A 25,741-nucleotide genomic window follows, 5' to 3' on the forward strand; every position below is an offset into this window, starting at 1 on the left:
GCGGTGAGATAAGGCTAATGCGGCCGCTTCGCGAACACATCCTTGGCGACGGGCATTGCCGAAAACACGTTGGGCCAACCGACATAGAACGCCAGCTGCGTGATGGCTTCCGAAGCCTCCGTCTGGGTCAGGCCGTTGTCCATCGCCCTGTTGAGATGCGGCGTGAGCTGCGCCATCTGCCCGTTGGCGATCAACGCGCTGACAGTGACGAGACTGCGGTCCCTGGGCGCGAGGTCCGGGCGCAGCCAAAGATCACGAAACAGCACGTCGGTGGTGTACTGCACGACGCCCCGAAACGACGCGCCGAACTGGTCCTGAACGAACGCGGCGCGTTGCGCCTCGCCAGCCTCGTCGAGCGGCAACGGCGTCACCGAGACGACCGGAAGCTGCGCGGCGCCGACGTCGCGGGCGGCAAAAACGTCCTTGGCGACAGCGACGGCCGACATCGCATTTGCCCAGCCGGCGTAGAAGGCGAGATGCGTGATGATCTCCGAAATCTCGCGCGGCTTGACACCGTTATCGAGCGCAAGATTGAAATGATATGGCATCTCGATCGTCTGATTTCGCGCGATCAGTGCAGCCAACGTGACGATGCTGCGGTCGCGCGGCGCAAGGCCGGGCCGTTTCCAGACATCGCCGAGGAGACGGTTCTGCGTGTACGCCTCCAGTGCCGGGGCGACTTTCCGAACATCCTCATACGTTAGCACGGGGCTTGATCTGGTCATGGCGGCAGTCTCCTCCGTGCGGGCCGATGGCATGGCCGTCAGCGCAAGCAATGCGACGACCGCGGCTTGCAGTTTCATGATGGATTTCCTGTACACCGCAGCTGCTTCCCGGACGCACGCGCGCCGGCGGGGCGTGATCGCCCTCTGCAAGCTTGTTATAGGCGATGGGCCGCCGTGCGATTAGATGACGTAGTTCGCATGGACTTATCGACCAGGCTTATGAATTGGTCCGTGCCCCGCGCCAAACTTGAATGATGGCCGGCCGGGAAAGAACTGGGTCCCGGCTCTGCGCTCCGCTTGTCCGGGACACGATGACCGCTAGGCCGCCTTCTTGGCCTGCGCGAGTTGTGCGAGCTGCCGCATGATCTCGGTGGTGCCGGCGAGCCGATCTTCCGGCGTTTCCCAGTCTTGCAGGAACACCACCTTCATGTCGGGCCGCACCTTCGCAGCCTGGCCGTGGCTGCGGATGAACGTCACCAGGCGATCGGGATAGGCGAACGAATTGTCGCGGAAGGCGATGACGGCGCCCTTCGGGCCGGCGTCGATCTTCTCGACATTGGCCCTGCGGCAGAACGCCTTGATCGCGGCGACCTTGAAGAGATAGCGCACCTCGTCGGGCAACACGCCAAAGCGGTCGCGCATCTCGGCACCAAAATTCTCGATCTCCTCCTCGGTGTCGAGATCGGCCAGGCGCCGGTAGAGCGACAGACGGACCGAGAGATCGCTGACGTAATCCTCCGGGATGAGCACGGGCATGCCGATCGTGATCGACGGCGACCAGCGGTCGGCGGCGGGCTCGGAGACGCCGGCCTTGAGGTTGACGATCGCCTCCTCCAGCATCGATTGGTAGAGCTCGAAGCCGACCTCCTTGATATGACCGGACTGCTCCTCGCCGAGAAGATTGCCGGCGCCGCGGATGTCGAGGTCGTGCGAGGCGAGCTGGAAGCCCGCGCCCAGCGTCTCCAGCGATTGCAGCACGGTGAGCCGGCGTTCGGCCTGCGTCGTGATCTTCTGCTGCGCCGGCAGCGTGAACAGCGCATACGCCCGGAGCTTCGAGCGGCCGACGCGGCCGCGGAGCTGATAGAGCTGGGCAAGGCCGAACATGTCGGCGCGGTGCACGATCAGCGTGTTGGCGTTGGGAATGTCGAGGCCGGATTCGACGATCGTGGTCGACAGCAGGATGTCGAACTTGCCGTCGTAGAACGCGGTCATGATGTCCTCGATCACCGCGGGCGGCATCTGCCCGTGCGCGACCGCGACCTTCATCTCCGGCACGTTCTTGTCGAGGAAGTCCTTGACCTCGGCGAGGTCGTCGATGCGCGGCACCACGTAGAACGCCTGGCCGCCGCGATAGCGCTCGCGCAAGAGCGCCTCGCGGATCATCAAGGGATCGTGCGGGGCGACGAAGGTGCGCACCGCAAGGCGGTCGACCGGAGGCGAGGCAATGATCGAGAGTTCGCGGACGCCGGTGAGCGCGAGCTGCAGCGTGCGCGGGATCGGCGTTGCCGACAGCGTCAGCACGTGCACCTCGGAGCGAAGCGCCTTCAGCCGTTCCTTGTGAGTGACGCCAAAATGCTGCTCCTCGTCGACGATGACGAGGCCGAGATCGCGGAACTTGATCGCCTTGCCGAGCAACGCGTGGGTGCCGACGACGATGTCGACGGAGCCGTCCGCAATGCCCTTTTTGACCTGGTTCAGCTCCTTGGTCGGGATCAGGCGCGAGGCCTGGGCCACGTTCACCGGAAAGCCCTTGAAACGCTCGGTGAAGGTTCTTGCGTGCTGGCGCGCCAGCAGCGTGGTCGGCACCACGACAGCGACCTGCTTGCCTTCGAGCGCCACGGCAAAGGCCGCGCGCAAGGCCACCTCGGTCTTGCCAAAGCCGACGTCGCCGCAGATCAACCGGTCCATGGGACGGCCGAGTTCGAGATCCTTCAGGGTCGATTCGATCGCCCCTAGCTGGTCCTCGGTCTCGTCATAGGGGAAGCGCGCACAGAACTCGTCATAGAGGCCCGGCTGCACCGGCAGCTTGGGCGCCTCGTGCAGATGGCGCGCGGCGGCGATCTTGATCAGCTCGCCCGCGATCTCGCGGATGCGGTTCTTGAGTTTCGCCTTGCGGGTCTGCCAGCCGCTGCCGCCAAGACGATCGAGCTCGACCGTGGTCTGGTCGGAGCCGTAGCGCGACAGCAGCTCGATGTTCTCGACGGGGAGGAACAGTTTCGTTTCGGCGGCATAGTGCAGCTCGAGACAATCATGCGGCGCGCCGGCGACGTCCAGCGTTTGCAGGCCGACGAACCGGCCGATGCCGTGATCGACATGGACAACGATGTCGCCCGCGGCAAGGCTCGTCACCTCCGAGATGAAATTGTCGAGCTTGCGGCTCGCCCTGCGCGGCCGCACCAGGCGGTCGCCGAGAATGTCCTGCTCGCTGATGAGCGCAATCTCGTCGGTCTCGAAGCCGCTGTCGAGGCCGAGCACGGCGAGCATGGTCTCGTTGCGCGGGGTCGCCTGCACCGTGCGCCAGCTGTTGACGCTGGTGGTGTGGGCCAGCTTGTGGTCGCGCAGCATCGAGGTCATGCGGTCGCGCGAGCCTTCGCTCCACAGCGTGATCACGACCTTCTTGCGCTGCGCCTGCAAGGCCATCACGTGGCTGACCACGGATTCGAACACGTTGACGGTGGTGTCGTTGCGTTCGGGTGCGAAGTCGCGGCCCTTGCGCGCGCCGGCATCGACGACACCAGTGCCATCCGCCGGCACGGAGAATTGAGTCAGGCGCGCCAGCGGGACGTCGCCGAGGCGCCTGGTCCACTCCTCTTCGGTGAAATACAGCCGGTCCGGCGGCAGCGGCTTGTAGATGGCGCCGCCGCCGGGATGCTCCATGGCCTCGCGGCGGGCCTGGTAATAGTCGAGGATCTGCTTGAAGCGCTCGCGGACGGCGTCCTCGGCCTGCGGCTCGATCGCGATCGCTGCGCCTTGCAGATAGTCGAACAGCGTATCCATCCGGTCCTGGAACAGCGGCAGCCAGTGCTCCATGCCGGGATGGCGGCGGCCTTCGCTGACGGCCTCGTACAGCGCATCGTCGCGCTCGGGCGCGCCGAACTCGGCGACATAGCCCATGCGGAAGCGGCGGATGGTGTCGGTGACGAGCTGGAATTCCGAGACCGGCACGAGGTCGAGCGAGCGCATGTCGAGCAGCGTGCGCTGGGTCTCGGCGTCGAAGGAGCGGATCGATTCCAGGCTGTCGCCGAAGAAGTCGAAGCGCACGGGCTGGTCGAGACCGGCCGGAAACAGGTCCAGAATGCCGCCGCGCACGGCGTATTCGCCGGGCTCGCGCACGGTCGAGGAGCGGTTGTAGCCGTTGTGCTCGAGCCAGGCGATGATGGTGTCCATCGGCACGACATTGCCGGGGGCGACCGACAGCGCCTGCGCCGCGACGAGCTCGCGCGCGGGCACGCGCTGCACGATTGCGTTGACCGTGGTCAGCACGATCAACGGCTTGTCGCTGCCGGTCAGCGGCGCAAGCCGCGCCAGCGTGGTCAGGCGCTGGGCCAAAATGCCACCATGCGGCGAGACGCGGTCATAGGGCTGGCAGTCCCAGGCCGGGAAGGTCAGCACCGGCAGATCGGGCGCGAAGAATTGCAGCGCGCGTTCGAGCTGCTGCATCCGCGCGCCGTCGCGGCAGACCACCGCAAGGCTGACGGCCGGCTTCTTCGGCCGCGCCGCGATGGCGCGCGCCAGATCCGAGATGACGAGGCCTTCGGCACCTTCCGCGACATTGGCAAGCGTCAGGGCGCGGCCGGGCGTGAGCAGCTCGGCCGGCGACTTCATCCCCTGCTTCATAAATCGCCGTCCGTAATCGGGAACGCCTTGATACGGGCAAATAGCGCGCCTGTGACATCGGCCGGCAGCACCTCGTTGCCGGTGATGGCGGCATAGAGGTCGGGATCGTTGACCTCGAGCAGGTGCTCGAGCTCGTCGAGCTCGGCATCGGACAGATTGCCGATCTCGGCGTCCGCGAAGCGGCCGAGGATCAGGTCCATCTCGCGCGTGCCGCGGTGCCAGCAGCGGAACAGCAGCCGCTTGCGGCGGTCGTCCAGCCCGTTGCTCGATCGTGTCGTTCCCGTCATGTCTCAATTCCAGTCAAACGCCGAAAGCCCGGACGTGCCGGGCGGGCGTGATATAGCTACTTGGGGGGCCGGTGTCAGCTCTTTGTTGTGGCACTGCCGTCTGCCAATTCGTCATGGCCGGGCTTTATCCCGGCCATCCCCGCAGAGCCGTGAAAAAAGACGTGGATGCACGGCATAAAGCCGGGCATGACGGGCCGAAACGATCCTAGATTCCCCCGATGCGCCCCAGCCTGCTCAATCCGCTGTTTGCTCCCGTGACCAGCCTGCCCGGCGTCGGTCCGAAGCAGGACAAGCTGCTGCAGTACCTGCTCAGCCGCAACGAGACGCCGCGGCTGGTCGATCTGTTGCTGCACCTGCCGAGCCAGGTCATCGACCGCCGCGCCCGGCCGAAGATTCGCGACGCCGTGCAGGGAACCATGGTGACGCTGGAGGTGACCGTCGACCGCCACCGCCCGCCCCCGCCGCGCAACGCGCGGGCGCCGTATCTGGTCTACGCCAGCGACGAGACCGGCGACGTCGTGCTGACCTTCTTCCGCGCCAAGCCCGGCTATGTCGAAAAGCTGCTGCCTGTGGGCGAGAAGCGCTACGTCTCCGGCACGCTCCAGATGTATGACGGCATCCCCCAGATCGTGCATCCCGACCGCGTGCTGGACGAGGAGGCGATTTCAAAACTCTCAGGGATCGACCCGGTCTATCCGCTGACGGAGGGCCTCGCGCTCGGCTCACTGCGCCGCGCAATCGCGCAAGCGCTTCAGAAATTGCCCGCCTTGCCGGAATGGATCAGCCCGGAGGTGATGCGCCGCTGCCACTTCCCGCCAATCGCGGAAGCCCTCACCCGCGTGCATCAGCCGGTCGAGCTCACGGACATTTTGCCCGATCGGCCGTTCTGGTCGCGCCTCGCCTTCGACGAACTGCTGGCCGGCCAGCTCGCGCTGGCCCTGATCCGCGCGCAATTGCGCCGCCCGGCAGGCATACGCAATGCCGGCGACGGGCATCTGCGCAACAAGATCATCGACGCCCTGCCCTATGCGTTGACGCTGTCCCAGCGCGACGCCGCCGCGGCGATCGCGAGCGATCTGCAACAGCCGGTGCGCATGCTGCGGCTGCTCCAGGGCGACGTCGGCTCCGGCAAGACCGTGGTCGCGCTGCTGGCGGCCGCAGCGGTGGCCGAAGTCGGCAAGCAGGCCGCGCTGATGGCGCCGACGGAAATTTTGGCGCGCCAGCACATCAAGACCATCGCGCCGCTCGCCGAGCGCGCGGGCTTACGGGTCGCGATCCTCACCGGCCGAGAAAAAGGCAAAGAACGGCGCGAGATCATCGCCCAGCTTGCCGAGGGCGAGATCGACCTGCTCGTCGGCACCCATGCGCTGATCCAGGACGACGTGATCTTCCGGGACCTCGCGCTCGCCGTGGTCGACGAGCAGCACCGCTTTGGCGTGCGCGAACGGCTCGCGCTGACCTCGAAGGGCGAAGCCGTTGACGTGCTGGTGCTGAGCGCAACCCCGATCCCGCGCACGCTGGTGCTGACTTATTTCGGCGACATGGACATCAGCGAGCTGCGCGAAAAACCCGCCGGCCGCCAGCCGATCGAGACCCGCACCATCTCGATGAGCCGCCTCAACGAGGTCACGGATAGCATCGGCCGCGCACTCCAGGCTGGCAAGCTGGTCTACTGGATCTGCCCGCTGGTCGAGGAATCCGAGGCCGAGGGCACCGAGCACCTCACCAATGCGACCAAACGTTTCGAGAATTTGCAGAAGCGTTTCGGCGACCGGGTCGGCCTCGTCCACGGCCAGATGAAGGGAACCGAGAAAGACCGCGTCATGGGCCAGTTCGCCGCCCACGAGATCGGGCTGCTGGTCGCGACCACCGTGGTCGAGGTCGGCGTCGACGTGCCGGCGGCCACCATCATGGTGATCGAGAACGCCGAACGCTTCGGCCTCGCCCAGCTCCACCAGCTGCGCGGCCGCATCGGACGCGGCTCGGAGGCCTCGACCTGCCTGCTGCTCTACTCGGAGCCACTCGGCGAGATGTCGAAGGCGCGGCTGAAGGTGATCCGCGAGACCACCGACGGTTTTCGTATCGCCGAGGAGGACCTCAAGCTGCGCGGCGAAGGCGACGTGCTGGGCGTGCGTCAGAGCGGCCTGCCCGGCTACCGCATCGCGCGCTCGGAGGTGCACGGCCAGCTCATCACCCAGGCCCGCGACGAGGCGCTACGCATCCTCAAGGACGATCCGAAGCTGAAGGGCGAGCGCGGCGAAGCGCTCAGGTGCCTGCTCTACCTCTATGAGCGCGATGAGGCGATCCCGCTGATCGGGGCGGGCTAGCCTGCTGCTCTTCGGCGCCCCACTTCGTAGGCCGCCACATGCGCGCGGGCGAGATCCAGCAGCGGTGTGTCGATGTCCAGCGCACGGGCACGATTGGCCATATCGCCGAGGATGTGCTCCGCCTCGGTGATCGAGCCGCGCTCGATATCGCGCAGCATCGAGGCCTTGAGCGGCGAGTCCAGGGTCGTGAAGAGTTTTCGGTCAAACTCGATGAACGGGGCGCGCGGCTCGAACCCCGAAGCCGTCGCAACGGTGCAGCATTCCGCGAATAACCGAAAGATAGACTGTTCGCCGTTCGGCACAGCCAGGATGTCTCCGATGCTTGCGCGCATCAGGCAGGTGATGCCGGCCAGCGTGCTGAGCTGGACGAATTTCTCCCACATGTCCTGCATGATCGCTTCGCTGGCGCGCACGTCGATGCCGGGGACCTGGAGCTGTGCCTCCAGCGCGAGCGCACGCTCGCTCAACGAACCCTTGATCTCGCCAAACACAATCGTCTGATTGGCCATGAACTGAACGACACGGCCATCCGCATCGAGGCCGGCACTGACATTCGCCAACCCGCCGAGGACACGCGCCGCGCCGAACCGCGCAGTCAGAGCGTCGATATGTTTCAACCCGTTGAGTATCGGCAGAATCATCGTGTTGGCGCCGACTGCCGGGGCAAACTGGGCCATCGCATCGTCGAGCGAATAGGATTTCACCCCGACGAGCACAACGTCGAACGGCTCCTTGAGATCGCTTGCCAGGATGATCTTCGGCTGCACGGCAAAGTCGCCGTGCGGGCTCACGACCTGCAATCCATCCCGCCGCAACTGCTCGGCCCGCGCGGGCCGCACCAGAAAGGTCACGTCGCCGCCGGACCGGGCCAGGCAAGCTCCGTAATAACCTCCGAGCGCTCCTGCGCCGATCACCAGCACTCTCATTCGAACTCCCGTTGCAGAAGAACTGCTTCCGCAGAGACAATAACAGATGAGCCTCGCAATGACGCCGTGGATAGAGCCGTTTCAGAAGACTTGCCCTTTCGCCGCGGCCGACTTCATGCAACCTTCCCGCCATGCGCTGACGTCCCGGTCGTGCGCCTGAAACGCGACCGGGACGTCCAGGGATTTTTGGATTCCGCGCCAATGGACGGCAAGTCAACGACGTGAGACCGGACGACTAGGCCTTCTTCTGCGCGATGCTCGCGGCGAACGCCTTCATCAGCCCGGCATCCACCGCCTCGCCTTTCGCGTCCTCGGCGAGGTGCTCGAACCAGCGCGCAAAGCCCTCGTAGATCTGGCTGGCCGGATGATCGGCGCCGAGGAAGCCGGAAATCTCCCGCATCTCCGCAACCCAACGATAGGCCTTCGGGATCATGTCCGGCAGCGCGACTTCGAGCCGGGCCAGGACCGCGGGCTGGCTCAGTGCGAGCTCGTCGCGCAGCGCATCCGCGGCGCCTGCTTTCGTTGCCGCGATCACCATGGCCGAGCCGATGCCGGCCAGGCCCTTGACGATGCCGGCGTAGGACATCTTGAGCGCGGAAGCCGCGCCGACCGGGCCTTCGACGATCCGCATGTCGAGGCCGAGCTCCTTCAGAACGGCCACATCGCCGGCGTGCTCGCCGGACATGTAGAAGGCCGGGCTCTTGCCGCCGGGCTGCGGCGGGAAGCCGATGATGCCGGCATCGACGAACGGCGCCTGCGCCGAGCCGATGATCTCCTCGATCCTAAGCACGGTGTCGACATTGACGGCGTTGCAATCGACCACGACGGGCTTCTTCGCGCGCCGGACGATCAGCGCGGCGAGGCGCTCGGCGAGTGCAACGGCCTCGCCCGGCGGCACGATCGAGAGGATGATGTCGGCCTCGGCGATCGCCTCGTCGTCCGCGCCGATCATGCCGGCATCCGCCGCGCGTTTTTGCGTCGCTTCGCTTCGCCCCTTCAACGACGTCAGCACGCGCGCTCCGTTTTCGCTGAGGCGGCGGGCCACGGCGCTGCCCATGGCACCGGGCGCGAGGATCGCAATGGTCTTTGACGTCGTCTTGGACATCGTGCACTCCAGGTCGAACACCGAGCGATGCGCCCGATTCAACCGGAAGACTAGCAGACGATGCGAGGCCTGGCGTGATCGCGGCCATCCCGCAGGGGAATGGCCCTACTCCACCTTCGCAGGCTGGGGCTGGAGTGCCGACGCATTGGCGATGCGCGCGGCATTCGCCATGCCCGCGAGCGCCGCGGCCTTCTTCGGGTCGGGTGCCGCGCCCGGCTGCACCACGCCGGCCGACATGATCAGGGTCGCGGCATCCTCGGTGCTCATGTCGACCTCGACGATCTTGCTCTTGGGCACGTAGAAGAAGAAGCCCGTGGTCGGGTTCGGCGAGCACGGCAGGAACACCGAGACGTGCTCCTCCTGCCCGGGCAGGCTGCGCGCGACCTCTTCATTCGGCGACTGCGAGATCAGCACGATCGACCACATGCCCGGCGACGGAAACTCGACCAGGCCGACTTTGCGGAAGCTCGAGCCCTTGCCCGAGAACAGCGTCTCGAACACCTGCTTCAGACCGCGGTAGATGGCGCGCACCGCCGGGATGCGGCCGAGGAAGGTCTCGCCGACATCGACCAGCGTCCGGCCGATCAGGTTGGCCGCGAGGAAGCCGACCAGCGTCAGCGTGAAGAATGCGACAATCAGTCCCCAGCCGGGGACGACATACGGCAGATAGGTTTCCGGACGATAGGCCAGCGGCACGAACGGCCGCACCACGCCGTCGACCCAGGTGACGAACCACCAGACCAGATAGAGAGTGATTGCGATCGGCCCCGTCACCACGAGGCCGGTCAGGAAGTAGTTGCGGATGCGGCCCATCAGGCCGGTATGCGGTTCCGGGATGGGATCAAGCGGCGCAGGCGCGTCGTCGCGGGTGGTCATTCGGGTTCCAGGTCAGTCGCTGCACTCAAGCTAGGGTCTTCTAGCAGGTTTTGGAAGAGCGCAGCCTGATCCCTTCTGCCTATTCCACGGTCACCGATTTCGCGAGATTGCGCGGCTGGTCGACGTCGGTGCCCATGATGACGGCCGTATGATAGGCGAGCAGCTGCACCGGGACGGCATAGACCATCGGCGTGAACGCCGCCGCCATGTCGGGCATGACGATGGTGACGAGCGACTCGACGGTCGCCTCCTCCGCGCCCTTCGCGTCGGTCATCAGGATGATCTTGCCGCCGCGGGCGGCGACCTCCTGCATGTTCGACACCGTCTTCTCGAACACCCGGTCGTAGGGTGCGATGACGACGACCGGCATGGTCTCGTCGATCAGCGCGATCGGGCCGTGCTTCAGCTCGCCGGCGGCGTAGCCCTCGGCGTGGATGTAGGAGATCTCCTTCAGCTTCAGCGCGCCTTCGAGCGCGAGCGGGAAGCTGGTGCCGCGGCCGAGATAGAGCACGTCGCGCGATTTCGCGATCTCGCGCGCCAGCTTCTCGATCTGGAGCTCGGTAGTGAGCGCATCCGACATCAGGCGCGGGATCTCGACGAGGCCGTGAACGAGCTTGGTCTCGTCCTCGTCGGACAATTCGCCTCTAGCCTTGCCGGCCGCGATCGCAAGGTTTGCGAGCACCATCAGCTGGCAGGTGAAGGCCTTGGTCGAGGCGACCCCGATCTCGGGTCCGGCCAGCGTCGGCAGCACCGTCTCGCTCTCGCGCGCAATCGTCGAGGTCGGCACGTTGACGACGGCCACCGTGTGCACGCCCTCGGCCTTGGCATAGCGCAGTGCGGCCAGCGTATCGGCGGTCTCGCCCGATTGCGAGATGAAGATGGCGAGATCGCCCTTGCGCAAGGGCGCCTCCCGGTAGCGGAATTCGGAGGCGACGTCGACCTCGACCGGCAGGCGCGCGAAGCGCTCGAACCAGTATTTGGCGACGAAGCCGGCATAGCTCGCGGTGCCGCAGGCGGTGATGTTGATGCGCTGGATGTTCTTGAAGTCGAACGGCAGCTTGACCGGCAGCGAGACGCGCTCGGTCGCCATGTCGACGTAGCGCGCCAGCGTGTGGCCGACCACTTCCGGCTGCTCGTGGATCTCCTTGGCCATGAAGTGGCGGTAATTGGCCTTGTCCACCAGCGAGGTCGAGGCGGCGTGCTTGATCTTCTCGCGCTGGACCGCGTGGCCGTCCTTGTCGAAAATCGTGGCGCTATTGCGGGTCAGCACCACCCAGTCGCCGTCCTCGAGATAGCTGATCGTGTCGGTAAACGGGCCGAGCGCGATGGCGTCGGAGCCGAGATACATCTCGCCGTCGCCATAGCCGATCGCGAGCGGCGGGCCGTTGCGGGCGCCGATCATCAGATCGTTGTCGCCGGCGAAGATGAAGCCGAGCGCAAACGCGCCGCGCAGCCGCGCCAGCGCCAGCTTCACCGCCTCGACCGGCTTGTTGCCGCGCGTGAGCAGGTCGTCGACGAGATGCAGTACGATCTCGGTGTCGGTCTCGGTGTGAAACACCGTGCCGTTCTTCTCGAGCTCCTCGCGCAGCTCGCGGAAATTCTCGATGATGCCGTTGTGGACCACGGCGACGCGCTCGGTCGCATGCGGATGGGCGTTGTTGACGGTCGGTTTGCCGTGGGTGGCCCAGCGGGTGTGACCGATGCCGGTCGTGCCCTTCAGCGGCTCGGCTTCCAGGCGCTTCTCCAGATTCTTCAGCTTGCCCTCGGCGCGGCGGCGCTCGAGATGCCTGCCTTCGAGCGTGGCGACGCCCGCGGAATCGTAGCCGCGATATTCAAGACGTTTGAGCGAATCCACCAATTGCTCTGCAACCGGTTCGCGCCCGAGAATGCCGACAATCCCGCACATGCGGATCAATATCCCCCAAATCGTCGAAAAATCGCCAAAACGACGCGCTCAGTTTTTAGCGAAGTTCCTAAGGAACCAGATACTCAATAATTATTGCTGATTGAGACAGCATTCGCCGGCGCCATTGCCCGGTCTGCGTCGATGTGGCCGGCCTTTAACCTCGCACGTTAACTTGTTGTCAACAAGTTTGACCAACGATTCCGGTCAGGAGAACAAGGCCATGAAAGGCTCATCCGACCGCAAAGGTCTGTCGTCGTTGTATCTGCGTGCCAGCGAGACCACGGGCACGCACCTCGCCCATTGGCCGCCGCCCCAGCGCGGCAAGGAAAGCAAGCCCGTCTTCACCAAGCACCCGCAGGGCGAGCCGGCCAAGCGCGCCAAGCCACGCGGCTGGCGCCTGACCCGCGCGATCTTCTCCGAATTCGCCGACGACGAATAGCGCTCACTTCTCCGGCTTCTTGCCGCGCGTCTTCATCTCGCGATAGCGCGCCGCGCCGCCTTCCCTGATGGTCTGCTGGTTGCGCTCGAGCGCCATCGCGTCGTCGGGCACGTCGCGCGTGATCACCGAGCCGGAGCCGATATAGGCGCCGTTGCCGATCTTCACCGGAGCCACCAGCGAGGAGTTGGTGCCGACGAAGGCGCCTTGCCCGATGATGGTCTTGTGCTTCTTGAAGCCGTCGTAGTTGCAGGTGATGGTGCCGGCGCCGATGTTGGAATTGGCGCCGACGGTGGCGTCCCCAATGTAGGAGAGATGGTTGACCTTGACGCCGGCCTCCAGCGTCGCCGCCTTGGTCTCCACGAAATTGCCGATCCGCGCACCGTCGCCGAGCGAGGTGCCGGGCCTGAGCCGCGCATAGGGTCCGATCGAGACGTTCCTGCCGAGCGTGGTCTCGACGATGTGCGAGAAGGAGTGGATCACCGTGCCGTCGGCGATCGAGACGCCCGGGCCGATCACCACGAACGGCTCGATAGTGACGTCCTTGCCGAACACGGTGTCGGCGGACAGATAAACGGTCTCGGGCGCAATCAGCGTCACGCCGGCCTCCATCGCCGCCTTGCGCAAGCGCGCCTGCATCACGCTTTCGGCTTCGGCGAGCTGCGCCTTGGTGTTGATGCCGCGCACCTCGTCCTCGCTGGTCTCGATCACCACGGACTCCCATCCCTGTTCGCGGACGATCTCGACCGCATCCGTCAGATAATATTCGCCCTTGGAATTCGCATTGCCGATTTTATCCAGGATCGCGAGCGCGCGGCGCCCGTCGATCGCCATCACGCCGGCGTTGCACAGATCGATCTTGCGCTCGTCCGCGCTGGCATCGGCCTGCTCGCGGATCGCGACCAGGCGGTCGCCCTCGACGATGAAGCGGCCATAGCCGGCGGGGTCGGCGGCGCGGAAGCCGAGCGCGGCGAGCGCGGCGCCGTTGGCCAGCGGCGCGCGCAGACGCGCAAAGGTCTCGGCCGAAATCAGCGGCGTGTCGCCGAAGGCAATCAGCAGATCGTCCACGCCGCGCGCGATCGCCTCGCGCGCCGCCAGCACCGCATGCGCGGTGCCGAGCCGTTCGGCTTGCACGAAAGTGAGCGCGTCGGGGCGGATGCGCCTCGCCTCATCGGCCACCGCCTGATGATCCGGGCCGATCACGACGGCGAGCGAGGTGCCGGTTCCCTTGGGGGCGGCGGTGAGCACATGGGCGAGCAGCGTCTGGTGAGCGACGGGATGCAGCACTTTCGGCAGGTGTGAGCGCATGCGCGTGCCTTCGCCGGCGGCGAGCACGATCGTGAGGCTGGAGCGGGCGGTCATCGAGATCCTGTCAGATACGGCCGAATCAACTGGCGCGGCAGGCGGCAGGCCGCCCCTATGCTGCCCGCCTTGCTACCCCCGCAAACGCCCGGAATTCAAGTGCGACACGCTTTTCCTGTTAATGTTCCCTGATTGATTCGGGGAAGCTGAACGGGGCTGGGCACTTAACGTTCATGGCAAAGGATTCCGACCCACTGGCGGATGCCTTCGGCACCAAGGAGACTGGCGGGCTATTCTCCGGACTTCTGGCCGAGGAAAGCGCGTTCGACCGCCGCATGATGTGGCGGCTGGGCTCCTGGGGCGTTGCGGCCGTCGGCGCCGTCGTCATCGCGGTGATGGCCAACCAGGCCCAGCTCGGCTGGCGGCGCGACCAGGTGGCGTCCGCCGATCTCGTGCGCCAGGCCGACCGGCTCCAGCTACTGACCAGGGAAAGCCAGAACGAGGCGCGCCGCCTCGCCGCCGCCGTCGAGACACTGAACGCTGATCGCGACCGGCTCTATTCGCGCGTCACCGTGCTCGAGCAGGGGCTCGATTCCGTCACCGGCGCCATCGCCAGGCAGAGCGCGAAGCCGCAGGACACGCCGGCGCCCGACGCACAGCCTGCGGCGCCCAGCGTCGCGCCGGTCGTCTCGATGCCATCTCCATCCAGCGACAAGCCGCGCGCGGCAGCCGCAAAGGAACAGGCGAAGGAGCCGACCAAAGACACCGTGAAGGAGGCTGCAAAGGAGCCGTCGAGCCCGCCGCCGCAGAGCGCGGCCGCAGCCTCCCTCGTGCAGCAGTCGCCGGCGACGACATCGGCGCTGCCGATGCTTCCGCTGGTGCCCTCCAAGTCGATCATGGCACCGCCTGATCCCGCCGCGTCGAAATTGACTCAGCCCGAGACGACTGAAAAGACAACCGAGAAGACCGCCGAGAAGAAGCCCGAGCCGACACCCGCCCCGACCGAAATCGCAGCCGCATCAGCCAAGCCGCCGGAGGCAACCGAAAGCGAGGCTCCCGCGATCGCGGTTCAGCAAACGCGCTTTGCGATCGATCTCGGCGGCGCCAACTCGATCGATGGCCTGCGCGCGCTCTGGCGCGGCGTGACCAAATCGAATCCGGAAGTTGCCACGCTGCGGCCGATCATCATGATCAAGGAAGGCACCACCGGCCTCGGCATGCAGCTGCGACTGGGCGCCGGCCCGCTGATCAACGCGGCCGCCGCAGCAAAGCTCTGCGCGGGTCTCGCCGAGAACGACCGTCACTGCGAGACCACCGTGTTCGACGGCCAGCGGCTATCGATGCGCGGCGGTTCGGAAAAGGGACAAGAAAAGTCTCAGGACCGGATTCAGGAAAAGAACGCCGAGAAGAATCCGGATGCGGCGCCGCAAGCCGAGACCGCACCTGCGCCCGCCCCCACAGCCAAGCCGGACAAGCGCCGCCGCAGCTATTCCTCAAAGCGCTCGTCGAAGCGCGAGGAGCCCGCGCCTGCACCTGCGGCGCAGCCGGCAGCACCGGCCAAGCCGGAGACGGCCTCGGCGGGATCGACGTTGTCGTCGTTCTTCAGGCGGTAGGGAATGGTCGTGCCGATTGGATCGGGTAGCTAACCAGTAACGGCTTGCGAGCGACGGACAGAAAAGTTGGTCGCCCCTGTTGCCCCCTCCCGTCATCCCGACCATATTGCGCGCATGACAAAAAAGCCCTTCCGCCTCACGCCCTACCAGGTGCAGTTCCTGATCGTCGTCGGCTTCGTAGCCGTCGGTTATGCGATCTATCTGCGCTATCTCGGCATCGAGAACTCGAACGTCGGACTCGCCTGCGACGCCGGCTTGCAGACCCTGATGTGCAAGGCGCGTTCGGTCTCGACCGTACTGTTCAAGAATTCGGTGTTCGGCATCGTCGCGCTGGTGGTGGCGACGCTGAACCTGATGCGGCCGTCGATCGTGCTGCTCACCGTCGGCGTTGTCGCCGCCGGCCTCGGCATCGTGCTCTACAATGTCGTGCTGTCGGGCCTCGCGATCGGCCTGCTCATTCTTGGCTTTGCTCGGCCCGCGCCCGCCACAGCGTGAGCGCGAACAAGAGATACATCGCGCAGGTCCACAGCGACTGCCAGTTGTCGCGGCCTTCGTTGAAGAGCACATAGGCGGCCGACAGCGCGAGCACGCCTGCGAACACCGCTTCCGCGATCGGACGCACGCCGATCTGCGGCCGGTTCAGCATCAGGATCGCGAACGGCACCACCGCCATCGTCAGCGCGGCGTAGGGGAAGTCGTGGTAGCGCGGGTCGAACACGAAGGCGAGCGCGGTCTGTGCCGCGATCACCGCCGTCACCGCCAGCGTGAGGCCGAGCACGGCGGTGAGCTTTGACCATTTCCGCCCCTCGCTCGGGCCGAGCAGATCAAGGAAGGTCGGCAGGCTGCGGCCGATCACCAGCGCCTGCGCGCAGAAGATCGGCGACAGGATGCCGGCGGCGAGCAGCGCACCCCAGTGCAGCCAGCCGCCCCAGCCGTAGCTCTCATAGTACACCTTGTCGGCGCCGACCCCGAGCAGGACGCCTGCCGTGGTCGCCGAGATGGCGACGCCGAGCCAGGTCGAGAAGCGCGGCGTCCAGGGCCGCCGGCGCAGCGTGATGATAGCGACCGCGAACACCAGCGCGCAAAGGCCCATACCCGCGCCCATGTACCATTTCCAGTACGGGAAATTGCTGATCGGCTCGCCCGGCGGATATTTCAGGTTCCGGCGCACGGAGTCATAGAGACCCCAATAGCCGCCCGCGGTACCTTCCAGCTTGCGCTTCCACGGCTGGTCGTAGGACTCGATCAGGTTGACGCGGAACTTCTGCGCCTTCGCAAGGCTCAGGATTTCAGAGACCACGCGCGCTTGGTTGGTGCGCGACGGCAGCGCGCCCTCGCGCATGCGCCCTTCGCTCGGCCAGCCGGTTTCGCCGATCAGGATTTCCTTGCCCGGAAACGCCACCGCCATGCGCTCGCGGATCTGTTCGACATGGGCAGCCGCGAATTTCGCGCGCACCGGAACGTCTTCCCAATAGGGCAGGATGTGGATCGTCACGAAGTCGACGGCCTCGTAGACTTCGCGATTCCTCAGCCAGAACTCCCAGACATCGGCATAGGTGACGGGCACGCGAACCTGCACCTTCACCGCGCGGATGAAGGAGACGAGGTCGGCCGTCGTCATCTCGCCGCGCAGCAGCACCTCGTTGCCAACGATGACCGAGGTGATGATGTCGGGGTATTCCTTCGTGAGGCGAACGGCGAGCGCGACCTGCTCAAAATTCTTGGCGCGGTTGCTGGAGAGCCAGATCCCCTGGAGCACCTTGAGCCCGCCGACCTTGGCGGCGATCGCCGGAACCTGGTCGAGCCCGTTCTCCATCGAATAGGTGCGGACGCAGTCGGTGATCTCCTTGAGCTGGCGCAGGTCCTGCTCGATCTGGTCGGCCTCGATATGGGTCCATGCGTTCAGCGGCGACTGCTCGCCGCGGAACGGCGCGTAGGAGACGCACTGAACCTTGTCGGCGGGGTCGATCGGGGCGCGCGCGAGCGTGATTGGCGTGGCCAGCCACCACCACACGGCAGCAATCGCACCCAGTGAAACGAGCAGAAGCGCCAGTGGCGTACGAAGTGAAATCGGTTCCGTCCTCCGCGAAGCGCCGTCGATTACCTGCTCGCGCGCCATCTGCCAAGGGGGTGGTTCGGAGCGGATCCCTCCCTCCCCCAAGGAATTTACCTGCGGCCGTTCGACAGAGGCCTAGGATCGTGACTTTGCTGGACAAAATTCGAAATACAGGTCATGCAACTGGCCGGGAATTTTCCGCCGCATTGGAGACCCATTTGGACGCCATCACCGACGCGTCCGCGGGATCCTGACGCGGGCGGTCAGCGGAGAAGTTGGGGAATTCATGCGGCAACGGGTGCGTCAGTCACGAAATGCGGTCCTGCGGCAGTTCGCCGCCACCTTGGCCGTCTCCTCTCTTCTGGCCTTGGCTGGTCTCGCTGGCGCCTCCGCCCAGAGCGGCACGCCCGCCCCCGATCAGGGCAAAGCCGCCGCCCAGCCCGCCGACGCCGCCGCCAAGGATGCCGCCCAGAACCAGCGCCGCACCGACGAGTTCGCCGAAGCCGCCCAGGTCATCAACGGCCCGGCCGGCAACCCCGAATGCGTCTGGCTCGGCCGGCGCGTGGTGCGGCTAATGTGGCGGGATGACCTCGATACCGCGTTCCGCCATCTCGACCTCTACGACCGCTTCGGCTGCCCCGGCGGCCACATCCAGGCCGCCTTCCGCTGCCTGACCCGCTTCGGCGGCCAGATCGATCCCAAGGTCGCCGAGACCCTGGACAGCCGTGTGCACGCCTGCTGGATCAATCCGGCCTCCCAGCCGCAGCAGGCGGCGGCCGCGGCATCCCAGCCGGCAGCGCCGACATCGGGCAACGCGCAGGCCCCGCAGCCCGCCGCGAGCCCCGCGCCTGCGGCAAGCCCGACACCGGCGCCCCAGAAATAGCAGCGGGTCGCTTCAGCCTCCGTTCATGAACGACCGGCCATAGAAACGATTGGCACTGCGACGCGTTCTTCGAAAAAGGACATGCCCTCATAAGGACATGAGGCCATGACAGTTGTGAACCGCGCGGCAGAGATATGCTCCATTTGCCGCGGACTCGGTCGGATCTCGGGGTCAGATCCGCTTCCCTGCCACCCCAGCCCCTTTTGGTTTAGCCGCGATGCGCGTTGTCGCCGCCGTTCTGTTGCTTGTGTCCGCACTTCACGCTGGGCTGTGGGGAGTCTTGCGCGACAAGGAACCCGCGCCCGACTTCAGGAGTCTGCTCCCCAGCGTCTCCTACGCGCCGTTCGAAGGCTCGGCCCATCCCGACATCGACAACATCCCGACCGTCGAGAAAATCCGCGCCGACCTGAAGACGCTGTCGACGATGACGCGCGCGATCCGCCTCTATTCGTCCACCGGCGGCGTGGAGCTGGTGCCGGCGATCGCGGCCGAGTTCGGTCTCAAGGTCACCGTCGGCGCCTGGATCGACAAGGACAAGGATCGCAACGAGCGCGAGATCAAGGCCGCCATCGAGCTTGCCCGCAAGAACAGCAACGTCGTCGGCGTCGTTGTCGGCAACGAGGTGATCTACCGCGGCGAGCAGAAGGTCGAAGACCTCATCGACATGATCAAGAAGGTCAAGGGCGCGGTCCGCGTGCCCGTCACGACCGGCGAGATATGGAACATCTGGCGCGACAATCCGGACCTTGCCTCCAACGTCGATTTCATCGCCGCGCACGTGCTGCCCTATTGGGAAAACTTCCGCTCGGACCAGGCGGTCGACCAGGCCGTCGACCGCTACAACCTGTTGCGGAACCTGTTCCCCGGCAAACGCATCGTGATCGCCGAGTTCGGCTGGCCGAGCCAGGGCTACAACTTGCGCAACGCCGACCCCGGTCCGTTCCAGCAGGCGCTGACCTTGCGCAACTTCGTCAGCCGCGCCGAAGCCATCGGCATGGAATACAACATCGTCGAAGCGATCGATCAGCCCTGGAAGTTCTTCGAAGGCGGCGTCGGTCCGTACTGGGGCATCCTCAACGCCAGCCGCGAGCCGAAATTCGCCTGGACCGGCCCGGTGGAGAACCCTGATTACTGGAAGCTGATGACGATCGCGCTGCTGGTCGGCGTCCTCTTGTCGCTTCCGATCCTGCGGCTGCAGCAGCCGACCGCCAGGCAGGCGTTCCTGCTGTCGGCGACCGCCAACGGCGTCGGCGCCTGGGCCGCCACCGTGTTCGCGTTCTGGAACGGGCACTATTTCATCTTCGGCTCGGCCTTCGCGCTGACGCTCGGCATGATCCTGCTTGTTCCGCTGGTGCTGATCGCGATGGCACGCATCGACGAGATCGCGGCCGTCGCCTTCGGCCGGCCGCCGCAGCGGCTGCTCGCCAAGAGCAAGCCGGTCGAGAACGTTCCCGAAAATTACTACCCGAAGGTCTCGATCCACATCCCGGCCTACTTCGAGCCGGTCGAGATGCTCAAGCAGACGCTCGATGCGCTGTCGCGGCTGAACTACCCGAACTACGAATGCGTGGTCATCATCAACAACACGCCGGATCCCGCCTTCTGGCAGCCGATCCAGGACCACTGCCGCGCGCTTGGCGAACGCTTCAAGTTCATCAACGCCGAGAAGGTGCAGGGCTTCAAGGCCGGCGCGCTGCGCATCGCGATGGACCGCACCGCCGTCGATGCCGAGATCATCGGCATCCTCGATGCCGACTATGTCGTCGATCCCGATTGGCTGAAGGACCTCGTGCCGGCTTTCGCCGACCCGCGCGTCGGCCTCGTGCAGGCGCCGCAGGAACATCGCGACGGCGACCTGTCGATCATGCACTACATCATGAACGGCGAATATGCCGGCTTCTTCGACATCGGCATGGTCCAGCGCAACGAGGCCAACGCCATCATCGTGCACGGCACGATGTGCCTGATCCGCCGCGCCGCGATGGACATGGCCGGCGGCTGGTCAAGCGACACGATCTGCGAGGATAGCGATCTCGGCCTTGCGATCCAGGAGCTCGGCTGGGTCACGCATTACACCAACCACCGCTACGGCCAGGGCCTCTTGCCCGACACCTACGAGGCCTTCAAGAAGCAGCGTCACCGCTGGGCCTATGGCGGCCTCCAGATCGTGAAGAAGCACTGGCGGCACTTCCTGCCCGGCCGGAGCCGGCTGACGCCGGACCAGAAGCGCGAATACGGCCTCGGCTGGCTGAACTGGCTGGGAGCCGAAAGCCTCGGCGTGGTCGTGGCGCTGCTCAACCTCGTCTGGGTGCCGATCGTTGCCTTTGCCGACATCGCCATCCCCGACAAGATCCTGACGCTGCCGATCATCGGCGCCTTCGTCGTCTCGCTGGCGCATTTCCTGTCGATGTACCGGGCGCGCGTCGCGATCAAACCCGGCCAGATGCTGGGCGCGATGATCGCGGCGATGAGCGTGCAGTGGACGGTGTCGCGCGCGGTCGCGCAGGGACTGATCACCGAGCACATCGCCTTCGCGCGCACCTCCAAGGGCGGCCTGTCCAGGATGTCGATCGAGTTCCAGGCGTTCTGGGAGGCCGTGATCGGCGCCCTGCTCCTGATCGGCGCCGGCGTGCTGATCGCCTCCAACAGTTTCCGGCAGATCACCGAGATCTACATCTTCGCCGGCGTGCTGGTGCTGCAAAGCCTGCCGTTCCTGGCCGCGGTCGCGATCGCGATCCTCGAGCTCAGCCGCATCAACTCGTTCCAGTTCTGGCGCGACAGCGCAATCCGCACCGCCGAGCTGATTGGCCTGCGCCCGGTCGCGCTGCCGACCCCCGCCGGCACGCCGCAAGCCGTGTCGAACGAGGTGCGGCGCGAGGCGAACTGACGGCCGGGTGGCCTCTCGGCGCGGGTGAAACCTCCGCGCCGGCAAGCCACAGGCAGCGTTCGGAGTGGATAGCGGGCCGCCAATCGGGTTGAAAATTCCGGCTTAAGCTGCGGACACCGCGAGCAAATCCCCGCTCCTGCCAAGAGTTGCGGCAGCCACCCGCGCTATTGACCTCAGCAGCCACTCACCCTACACAGCGCGGGCCGAAAGCATGATCCGGAAACAGCCGGTTTTTCCCCGCGACGCGAGCTTCAGCGCAGCGGTAAGACATGCTTCTCGAATGTCCGAAGACGATGGCGATCGATCTTGAAAGCCATCCGCGGCCATGGGAGCGCGTAGCTCAGCCGGTAGAGCACGTGACTTTTAATCACGGGGTCCTGGGTTCGAGCCCCAGCGCGCTCACCATATAACCGTCGGAAAATCCTGCGCTTTTCGTTTCTCTGGCGGCCCACAGCGGATGGAGAGGGTACAATCTCCACGCACTTGGGTACAAACTCAGGTTCTTTTGCTGTTCTCTAAGTGGAAAGCTGAGCCACGTCGGGAAGCAATCCCTGCTGGTGATTGGGCTGCTTACGCGCGTTAAAAGCACCGCGGCACCGGACGCCGCAGTCGCGTCGGAATGTGAGCAAGATAATTAGGCCGACTTCTTAGCCTTGTCGCGCTGCTCGCCAGCAGCAAGAAAATTCTGTGTCTTTGTATCGTCAACCACAAATTGAGCGTTTACACGACTCGCCATCTCTCTGATGGCAGATGTAAGCTGTTCCAATTCCCCTGACGTCTGATTTCTTCTTACATCGGCGGACATTTGAATTTCCTCGCCATTGACCAGAATCGATCCCGGTAAATCTTCGTAACACGCTAGGTAGCGTGGGTTAAGGGTCTGTAAACCATGACTGCGTCGGAAGAGCAGCCGTCTTCGTTGGATTATCCAGAACTTGTCGTCGGCATCGCTGCCCCCATCGGGGTGGATATGGACCAAATCACGCAAAGCCTGACGGCCGCCTTCCACGCGATGAACTACACCAGTTCACTGATCAAGCTTACCTCGGAGATTGTGCGCTATCCAATTACCGATCAAGAGTCGCTGAAGGAAATCGGAAAGTGGACCGGAAGCGATACGCACAATGTCTATATGCGCAAGATGAGCGAGGCCAACGCTCTCAGAAAGCAGTATGCCGACCCAGAAGTGCTTGCGCGAATTGCCGTAGATGCAATCCGCGCTGATCGACAAACAAAAACAGGCGGGTTCGACAAGGTTCGAGCAAGCCACGTTTATATCGTGCGGCAGTTGAAGCGCCCAGAGGAAGTAGCTCTTCTCAGAAAGGTTTACGGCCGACAGTTCATTCTAGCGTCCGCTTATGCACCGGAAGACGAGCGTAAGGAGCAGCTTTGTCAGAGACTGAGAGGCGAACTCTCGACTTCGCTCACGCCTGCAAATATCGGATACTTAGCCGAACAACTCATCGAACGCGATGCCGCTGAGGACGAAGATCTGTTCGGGCAGCAGTTGAGCGAGACGTTTCATCTTGCCGACGTGTTTATCGACGGCCTGAACAAGGCCAAGATGGACGACAAGCTCGAACGCTTTGTTGCTGCATTGTTCGGTCGAAACGATATCGCTCCGTCAAAGGATGAGTATGGAATGTACGCCGCTAAGTCGGCGGCTCTCCGCTCCTCCGACCTCTCGCGCCAGGTCGGCGCTGCAGTGTTTAGTGATGACGGCGAGCTTGTTACTCAGGGCTGCAATGAAGTGCCGAAGGCACTTGGGGGCACCTATTGGGACCTTGAGCTCCCAGATCATCGAGATATCAAAAAAGGCTATGACCCAAACGATCGTCAGAAGAAGGAGATTGTTCGGGACCTTGTGGAGCGATTGAGAAAGAAGGGCTTTCTGAGCGCAGCACTTCTGGACATCGGAAACGATGCACAAATTGTGGACCATTTGATCAGCAAGCAGGATCCCCCGCTGCAGCATGGCGCTTTAGTCGGATCGCGCGTCATGGATTTAACAGAATATGGTCGTGTGGTGCATGCGGAGATGTTGGCGATTTGCGACGCAGCGAGACTCGGACGAAGCGTGAAAGGTGCAACGCTATATTGCACCACCTTCCCTTGCCATAATTGCACCAAGCATATTTTGGCGAGCGGAGTGAAGCGCGTAGTGTATATGGAACCTTACCCTAAAAGCCGAGCGAAGGAATTGCATCCGGACGAGATCGAAATTGAGGCAGAGTCACAAAAGAAGGTCGCGTTCGTACCATTCATGGGAATTTCACCGTTCCGCTACCGAGACCTTTTCCAAAAGGGCAAACGAAAAAACGCAGACGGTAAAGCGCGGGATTGGTATCAGAAAAACAAGATGCGCCCAATGGTCGATATGGTCGTTCCGTCTTATACGGAAAATGAAAAGTGGGCTTTGGCAAAACTCCTCGGCGAAGTGAAGCCCGCGACTTAAGCAACTACCTTCTGAAATTACTCCAGCCTGTCCCACTAACCTTCAATAGCCATAAGTTCCTCGCATGCTTGAGCCAATGAAGCCTGCGGCTCCATAGAACATCCCATAGCTAATCCAGAACCAGAGATAGTATCCAATACCGAGCAACGTTTTTCTAAATCCTCCCCACTCTGACCAGAACGTCGTATCCCGCACATAAGTGTTGACGTCTTCGGTCGCAGCTCGCGTGCCCTCCTTCGTGATTTGTTGAAAATCGATGTGCTCACGGTCGCGGAAGCGATCGAGCAACTTTTCAAAGATCATTCGATCGGCCAGCGTGCTGTGCCACTGTTGGTTTGACGATGCTGCGACGACCGTCACCATTACCTCGCTGAGGTTCCACGACACGACGTCGATTAGAAAGACGAGCGTCGCCAGGATCGTCCCTGTTTTTTCGTCTCGCTGGGCGAAAGCCGCTATGGCGACAAAGAAGAACACAGTCCAGCGGAAGGCTCCTACGGCTGACGCCCTGTGAAGTGCGATTGGTGTAACGCTCATGCGATCTTGCCCCCTGTAGGTCGGTGGATAAGAAAAGTCGGCCCTGTCAACCGATCTTGACAAGCGGCAGCATAACCTATCCCCAGATTCGGATCTGACTGCGATGCCGGCGAGCAGAAGTGCAACTAAAGACGACATTGTGCGAAAGGCGAAGCAACTCGACGACCTTCACCACGAAACCAGCCTTGTGATCACGATCCTAAGGTTTGCGCGGAGTGGACACGCCACGGACGTGATGGTTGAACAGGCGATTGCGCTGGTCGAGCGGCACATCGGCGTCGCCCGCGACCAGGGGGACAACGGCATGCTCAGGTCGGCGGTGAATCTCAAGGCAGGTCTTGAGGAAGCGCTCAAAAATGGCGTCGAGTCGTTGCGATCGAAGTTGGGTCCCACCAACGAAGCACTCAAGGTTGAGGAGCCGTTGGCGCGTGCACGGCGGGCGCTCGGACATGAAATACGCCGCCAGCACAGGTGTGCTGGTGGGATTGTCGATATCTTCGATCTGACGGCGGATGAGCTGATCGAGTGCAAGCTCCGAGGGTCGAGCGCAGCCCTCGGTGAAGCGGCAGGACAGCTAAAGCGCTACTCGAAATCGTTTCCGGGAACGTCTTTGAGCATTGCTGTCCGCAGCATCGAACCTGAGGCGAGTTGGCTTGCCGATGTTCTGCGCCGTCAGGGCATTGTCATCATCGAAATCGAGCCTGGCTGAAGAGCCAGCGGGTGACGAACCGTGATTGGGGCCGGTCTTTCGACGAACCAATCAAGGTGCCGGGCGGCAGGCTGATGACGCTCCGGGACGAAGGCTGACTACCCGTAAGTTTCCCAAGTCTGGCGTGAGCCGGCGCGTCCTCATACATTGGTCGGACTCGACACCGCGGGGCGGCCCATGGTTGCATTCGACGTTGCATAAAACCATTGGGGGGACCAAATGAGAATTATCGTACTTACTTTCGCACTTGCACTCGCTGCGACCGCGGCTCAGGCGCAATACAACAGCGGCACCGGCTCCAATCCAAACAGCCACACCACTTCGGGCTACACCAGGAGCAACGGCACTTACGTGCAACCCTACACGGCCACGAACCCGAACGGCACCCAGAGGGACAATTACGGCACGTCGGGCAACTACAATCCAAACAACGGCACGTTCGGCACACGCACGCCGCGGTATTGACCCCGATGTCCGTGTACCGGCTGGCGCCCATCGACATCAGAGCAAACGATGAAAAATGGGCAGCCTCCAACCTCAAGGAAGCAGTCTGGGTCGAAGCGGCAGACGAGATGGCCGCACGCCACCTCGTCGAGAACGCCACTTTGAGGATGGTTGATTTCAGGCCGGGGCGACCATTGATCTTCTCGCCCTGGCTCGATGATGTTGTGACGTCGTGTCACCGCGATCTGGAGGCCGAGGCTGTCCCACCAGGACATCTTCGCACCCAGGCCGGGAAGCTGGTCGCCCTTCCCGCGGCCTGACTTACGATAATGGGTATTATTGAGAGTTATCCTCGGGGAAACGCCGGTCGATTTTTGCCTCTTTAGGCCGCCGCATGGCTCCGATTCGATTTTGATAAAGGCCAAGTTTG

The 25,741-nt window shown here is 64.0% G+C and carries 21 protein-coding genes and 1 tRNA gene; 11 read left to right on the top strand and 11 right to left on the bottom strand.

Going from position 1 to position 25,741, the window contains the following annotated elements:
* Nucleotides 1–14: 14 nt before the first annotated feature.
* The 3 genes from WN73_RS39855 to WN73_RS39865 form a co-directional block, all read right to left on the bottom strand.
* Nucleotides 15–803 (bottom strand): carboxymuconolactone decarboxylase family protein, encoded by a 789-nt coding sequence (locus tag WN73_RS39855; RefSeq protein WP_271557738.1) that lies wholly within the window; start codon nucleotides 801–803, stop codon nucleotides 15–17.
* Between the two features lie 240 nt (nucleotides 804–1,043).
* Nucleotides 1,044–4,562, bottom strand: a complete 3,519-nt coding sequence (gene mfd / locus WN73_RS39860) for a transcription-repair coupling factor (RefSeq protein WP_028173964.1) — start codon at nucleotides 4,560–4,562, stop codon at nucleotides 1,044–1,046.
* Complete coding sequence (locus WN73_RS39865) at nucleotides 4,559–4,849, bottom strand: FAD assembly factor SdhE (RefSeq protein WP_271557740.1); 291 nt, start codon at nucleotides 4,847–4,849, stop codon at nucleotides 4,559–4,561. Before WN73_RS39865 ends, mfd begins: the two co-directional genes overlap by 4 nt.
* 218 nt (nucleotides 4,850–5,067) lie before the next feature.
* Here WN73_RS39865 and recG point away from each other — a divergent pair, with 218 nt between their 5' ends.
* Nucleotides 5,068–7,176 (top strand): ATP-dependent DNA helicase RecG, encoded by a 2,109-nt coding sequence (recG, locus tag WN73_RS39870; protein WP_011087374.1) that lies wholly within the window; start codon nucleotides 5,068–5,070, stop codon nucleotides 7,174–7,176.
* On the opposite strand, the gene panE is transcribed toward recG, so the two are convergent.
* The 4 genes from panE to glmS form a co-directional block, all read right to left on the bottom strand.
* Entirely contained in the window at nucleotides 7,173–8,102 is a 930-nt protein-coding gene (gene panE / locus WN73_RS39875; RefSeq protein ID WP_271557742.1) for a 2-dehydropantoate 2-reductase, read from the bottom strand. The two genes, recG and panE, sit on opposite strands and share 4 nt — an antisense overlap.
* 235 nt (nucleotides 8,103–8,337) lie before the next feature.
* Nucleotides 8,338–9,207: an NAD(P)-dependent oxidoreductase gene (locus WN73_RS39880; RefSeq protein WP_028173962.1), complete on the bottom strand. Its 870-nt coding sequence runs from the start codon at nucleotides 9,205–9,207 to the stop codon at nucleotides 8,338–8,340.
* 105 nt (nucleotides 9,208–9,312) lie between these two features.
* Nucleotides 9,313–10,083: a DUF502 domain-containing protein gene (locus WN73_RS39885; protein ID WP_011087377.1), complete on the bottom strand. Its 771-nt coding sequence runs from the start codon at nucleotides 10,081–10,083 to the stop codon at nucleotides 9,313–9,315.
* A 79-nt stretch (nucleotides 10,084–10,162) separates the two neighbouring features.
* Nucleotides 10,163–11,989: a glutamine--fructose-6-phosphate transaminase (isomerizing) gene (gene glmS, locus WN73_RS39890; RefSeq protein ID WP_011087378.1), complete on the bottom strand. Its 1,827-nt coding sequence runs from the start codon at nucleotides 11,987–11,989 to the stop codon at nucleotides 10,163–10,165.
* 220 nt (nucleotides 11,990–12,209) lie between these two features.
* Between glmS and WN73_RS39895 the strand changes: the two genes are divergently transcribed.
* Nucleotides 12,210–12,428, top strand: a complete 219-nt coding sequence (locus WN73_RS39895) for a hypothetical protein (RefSeq protein WP_028173960.1) — start codon at nucleotides 12,210–12,212, stop codon at nucleotides 12,426–12,428.
* A gap of 3 nt (nucleotides 12,429–12,431) precedes the next feature.
* Here WN73_RS39895 and glmU read toward each other — a convergent pair whose 3' ends face one another.
* Nucleotides 12,432–13,787 (bottom strand): bifunctional UDP-N-acetylglucosamine diphosphorylase/glucosamine-1-phosphate N-acetyltransferase GlmU, encoded by a 1,356-nt coding sequence (gene glmU / locus WN73_RS39900; protein WP_028173959.1) that lies wholly within the window; start codon nucleotides 13,785–13,787, stop codon nucleotides 12,432–12,434.
* Nucleotides 13,788–13,960: 173 nt separating this feature from the next.
* On the opposite strand from glmU, the gene WN73_RS39905 reads away from it, so the two are divergent.
* Together WN73_RS39905 and WN73_RS39910 are read left to right on the top strand one after the other, a co-directional pair.
* The gene (locus tag WN73_RS39905; RefSeq protein WP_028173958.1) at nucleotides 13,961–15,340 is read left to right on the top strand and encodes a hypothetical protein; all 1,380 of its coding nucleotides are present in this window, start codon (nucleotides 13,961–13,963) and stop codon (nucleotides 15,338–15,340) included.
* A 114-nt stretch (nucleotides 15,341–15,454) separates the two neighbouring features.
* Nucleotides 15,455–15,835 carry a hypothetical protein gene (locus WN73_RS39910; RefSeq protein WP_011087382.1) on the top strand — a complete coding sequence of 127 codons (381 nt, stop codon included), beginning with the start codon at nucleotides 15,455–15,457 and terminating at the stop codon, nucleotides 15,833–15,835.
* Here the strand turns inward: WN73_RS39910 and WN73_RS39915 are convergent.
* Nucleotides 15,795–17,459 (bottom strand): glycoside hydrolase family 17 protein, encoded by a 1,665-nt coding sequence (locus WN73_RS39915; RefSeq protein ID WP_011087383.1) that lies wholly within the window; start codon nucleotides 17,457–17,459, stop codon nucleotides 15,795–15,797. The genes WN73_RS39910 and WN73_RS39915 overlap by 41 nt on opposite strands.
* Before the next feature lie 223 nt (nucleotides 17,460–17,682).
* Here WN73_RS39915 and WN73_RS39920 point away from each other — a divergent pair, with 223 nt between their 5' ends.
* The 3 genes from WN73_RS39920 (at nucleotide 17,683) to WN73_RS39930 (ending at nucleotide 21,571) form a co-directional block, all read left to right on the top strand.
* Nucleotides 17,683–18,279 (top strand): hypothetical protein, encoded by a 597-nt coding sequence (locus tag WN73_RS39920; protein ID WP_011087384.1) that lies wholly within the window; start codon nucleotides 17,683–17,685, stop codon nucleotides 18,277–18,279.
* Between the two features lie 217 nt (nucleotides 18,280–18,496).
* Complete coding sequence (locus WN73_RS39925) at nucleotides 18,497–21,166, top strand: glycosyltransferase (RefSeq protein ID WP_028173956.1); 2,670 nt, start codon at nucleotides 18,497–18,499, stop codon at nucleotides 21,164–21,166.
* A 329-nt stretch (nucleotides 21,167–21,495) separates the two neighbouring features.
* A tRNA-Lys gene (locus WN73_RS39930) sits at nucleotides 21,496–21,571 on the top strand.
* Between the two features lie 229 nt (nucleotides 21,572–21,800).
* Here the strand turns inward: WN73_RS39930 and WN73_RS39935 are convergent.
* Nucleotides 21,801–21,971, bottom strand: a complete 171-nt coding sequence (locus tag WN73_RS39935; protein WP_271520387.1) for a hypothetical protein — start codon at nucleotides 21,969–21,971, stop codon at nucleotides 21,801–21,803.
* Nucleotides 21,972–22,055: 84 nt separating this feature from the next.
* Between WN73_RS39935 and WN73_RS39940 the strand changes: the two genes are divergently transcribed.
* A complete protein-coding gene (locus tag WN73_RS39940; RefSeq protein ID WP_271557751.1) occupies nucleotides 22,056–23,621 on the top strand; it encodes an anti-phage dCTP deaminase in 1,566 nt (521 codons plus the stop codon).
* Nucleotides 23,622–23,663: 42 nt separating this feature from the next.
* Here WN73_RS39940 and WN73_RS39945 read toward each other — a convergent pair whose 3' ends face one another.
* Nucleotides 23,664–24,158: a hypothetical protein gene (locus WN73_RS39945; protein ID WP_271557753.1), complete on the bottom strand. Its 495-nt coding sequence runs from the start codon at nucleotides 24,156–24,158 to the stop codon at nucleotides 23,664–23,666.
* A gap of 103 nt (nucleotides 24,159–24,261) precedes the next feature.
* Between WN73_RS39945 and WN73_RS39950 the strand changes: the two genes are divergently transcribed.
* From WN73_RS39950 to WN73_RS39960, 3 genes are all read left to right on the top strand, one after another.
* A complete protein-coding gene (locus WN73_RS39950) occupies nucleotides 24,262–24,867 on the top strand; it encodes a hypothetical protein (protein ID WP_271557754.1) in 606 nt (201 codons plus the stop codon).
* A 219-nt stretch (nucleotides 24,868–25,086) separates the two neighbouring features.
* The gene (locus WN73_RS39955; RefSeq protein ID WP_271557755.1) at nucleotides 25,087–25,332 is read left to right on the top strand and encodes a hypothetical protein; all 246 of its coding nucleotides are present in this window, start codon (nucleotides 25,087–25,089) and stop codon (nucleotides 25,330–25,332) included.
* Nucleotides 25,333–25,337: 5 nt separating this feature from the next.
* Complete coding sequence (locus WN73_RS39960) at nucleotides 25,338–25,631, top strand: hypothetical protein (RefSeq protein ID WP_271557757.1); 294 nt, start codon at nucleotides 25,338–25,340, stop codon at nucleotides 25,629–25,631.
* Nucleotides 25,632–25,741 lie beyond the last annotated feature (110 nt).

The organism is Bradyrhizobium sp. CCBAU 45394 (assembly GCF_028128655.1).
Lineage (GTDB): Bacteria > Pseudomonadota > Alphaproteobacteria > Rhizobiales > Xanthobacteraceae > Bradyrhizobium > Bradyrhizobium diazoefficiens.

Excerpts from the sequence above, each read along its gene's own strand:
- WN73_RS39895 (WP_028173960.1), top strand. The coding sequence starts at position 12,210 with ATGAAAGGCTCATCCGACCGCAAAGGTCTGTCGTCGTTGTATCTGCGT.
- WN73_RS39925 (WP_028173956.1), top strand. The coding sequence starts at position 18,497 with ATGCGCGTTGTCGCCGCCGTTCTGTTGCTTGTGTCCGCACTTCACGCT.
- WN73_RS39920 (WP_011087384.1), top strand. The coding sequence starts at position 17,683 with ATGCGGCAACGGGTGCGTCAGTCACGAAATGCGGTCCTGCGGCAGTTC.
- WN73_RS39960 (WP_271557757.1), top strand. The coding sequence starts at position 25,338 with ATGTCCGTGTACCGGCTGGCGCCCATCGACATCAGAGCAAACGATGAA.
- WN73_RS39955 (WP_271557755.1), top strand. The coding sequence starts at position 25,087 with ATGAGAATTATCGTACTTACTTTCGCACTTGCACTCGCTGCGACCGCG.
- panE (WP_271557742.1), bottom strand. The coding sequence starts at position 8,102 with ATGAGAGTGCTGGTGATCGGCGCAGGAGCGCTCGGAGGTTATTACGGA.
- recG (WP_011087374.1), top strand. The coding sequence starts at position 5,068 with ATGCGCCCCAGCCTGCTCAATCCGCTGTTTGCTCCCGTGACCAGCCTG.
- WN73_RS39910 (WP_011087382.1), top strand. The coding sequence starts at position 15,455 with ATGACAAAAAAGCCCTTCCGCCTCACGCCCTACCAGGTGCAGTTCCTG.
- glmU (WP_028173959.1), bottom strand. The coding sequence starts at position 13,787 with ATGACCGCCCGCTCCAGCCTCACGATCGTGCTCGCCGCCGGCGAAGGC.
- WN73_RS39885 (WP_011087377.1), bottom strand. The coding sequence starts at position 10,083 with ATGACCACCCGCGACGACGCGCCTGCGCCGCTTGATCCCATCCCGGAA.
- WN73_RS39950 (WP_271557754.1), top strand. The coding sequence starts at position 24,262 with ATGCCGGCGAGCAGAAGTGCAACTAAAGACGACATTGTGCGAAAGGCG.
- WN73_RS39880 (WP_028173962.1), bottom strand. The coding sequence starts at position 9,207 with ATGTCCAAGACGACGTCAAAGACCATTGCGATCCTCGCGCCCGGTGCC.
- WN73_RS39945 (WP_271557753.1), bottom strand. The coding sequence starts at position 24,158 with ATGAGCGTTACACCAATCGCACTTCACAGGGCGTCAGCCGTAGGAGCC.
- WN73_RS39935 (WP_271520387.1), bottom strand. The coding sequence starts at position 21,971 with ATGTCCGCCGATGTAAGAAGAAATCAGACGTCAGGGGAATTGGAACAG.
- WN73_RS39865 (WP_271557740.1), bottom strand. The coding sequence starts at position 4,849 with ATGACGGGAACGACACGATCGAGCAACGGGCTGGACGACCGCCGCAAG.
- WN73_RS39940 (WP_271557751.1), top strand. The coding sequence starts at position 22,056 with ATGACTGCGTCGGAAGAGCAGCCGTCTTCGTTGGATTATCCAGAACTT.
- WN73_RS39915 (WP_011087383.1), bottom strand. The coding sequence starts at position 17,459 with ATGGCGCGCGAGCAGGTAATCGACGGCGCTTCGCGGAGGACGGAACCG.
- WN73_RS39905 (WP_028173958.1), top strand. The coding sequence starts at position 13,961 with ATGGCAAAGGATTCCGACCCACTGGCGGATGCCTTCGGCACCAAGGAG.
- glmS (WP_011087378.1), bottom strand. The coding sequence starts at position 11,989 with ATGTGCGGGATTGTCGGCATTCTCGGGCGCGAACCGGTTGCAGAGCAA.
- WN73_RS39855 (WP_271557738.1), bottom strand. The coding sequence starts at position 803 with ATGAAACTGCAAGCCGCGGTCGTCGCATTGCTTGCGCTGACGGCCATG.
- mfd (WP_028173964.1), bottom strand. The coding sequence starts at position 4,562 with ATGAAGCAGGGGATGAAGTCGCCGGCCGAGCTGCTCACGCCCGGCCGC.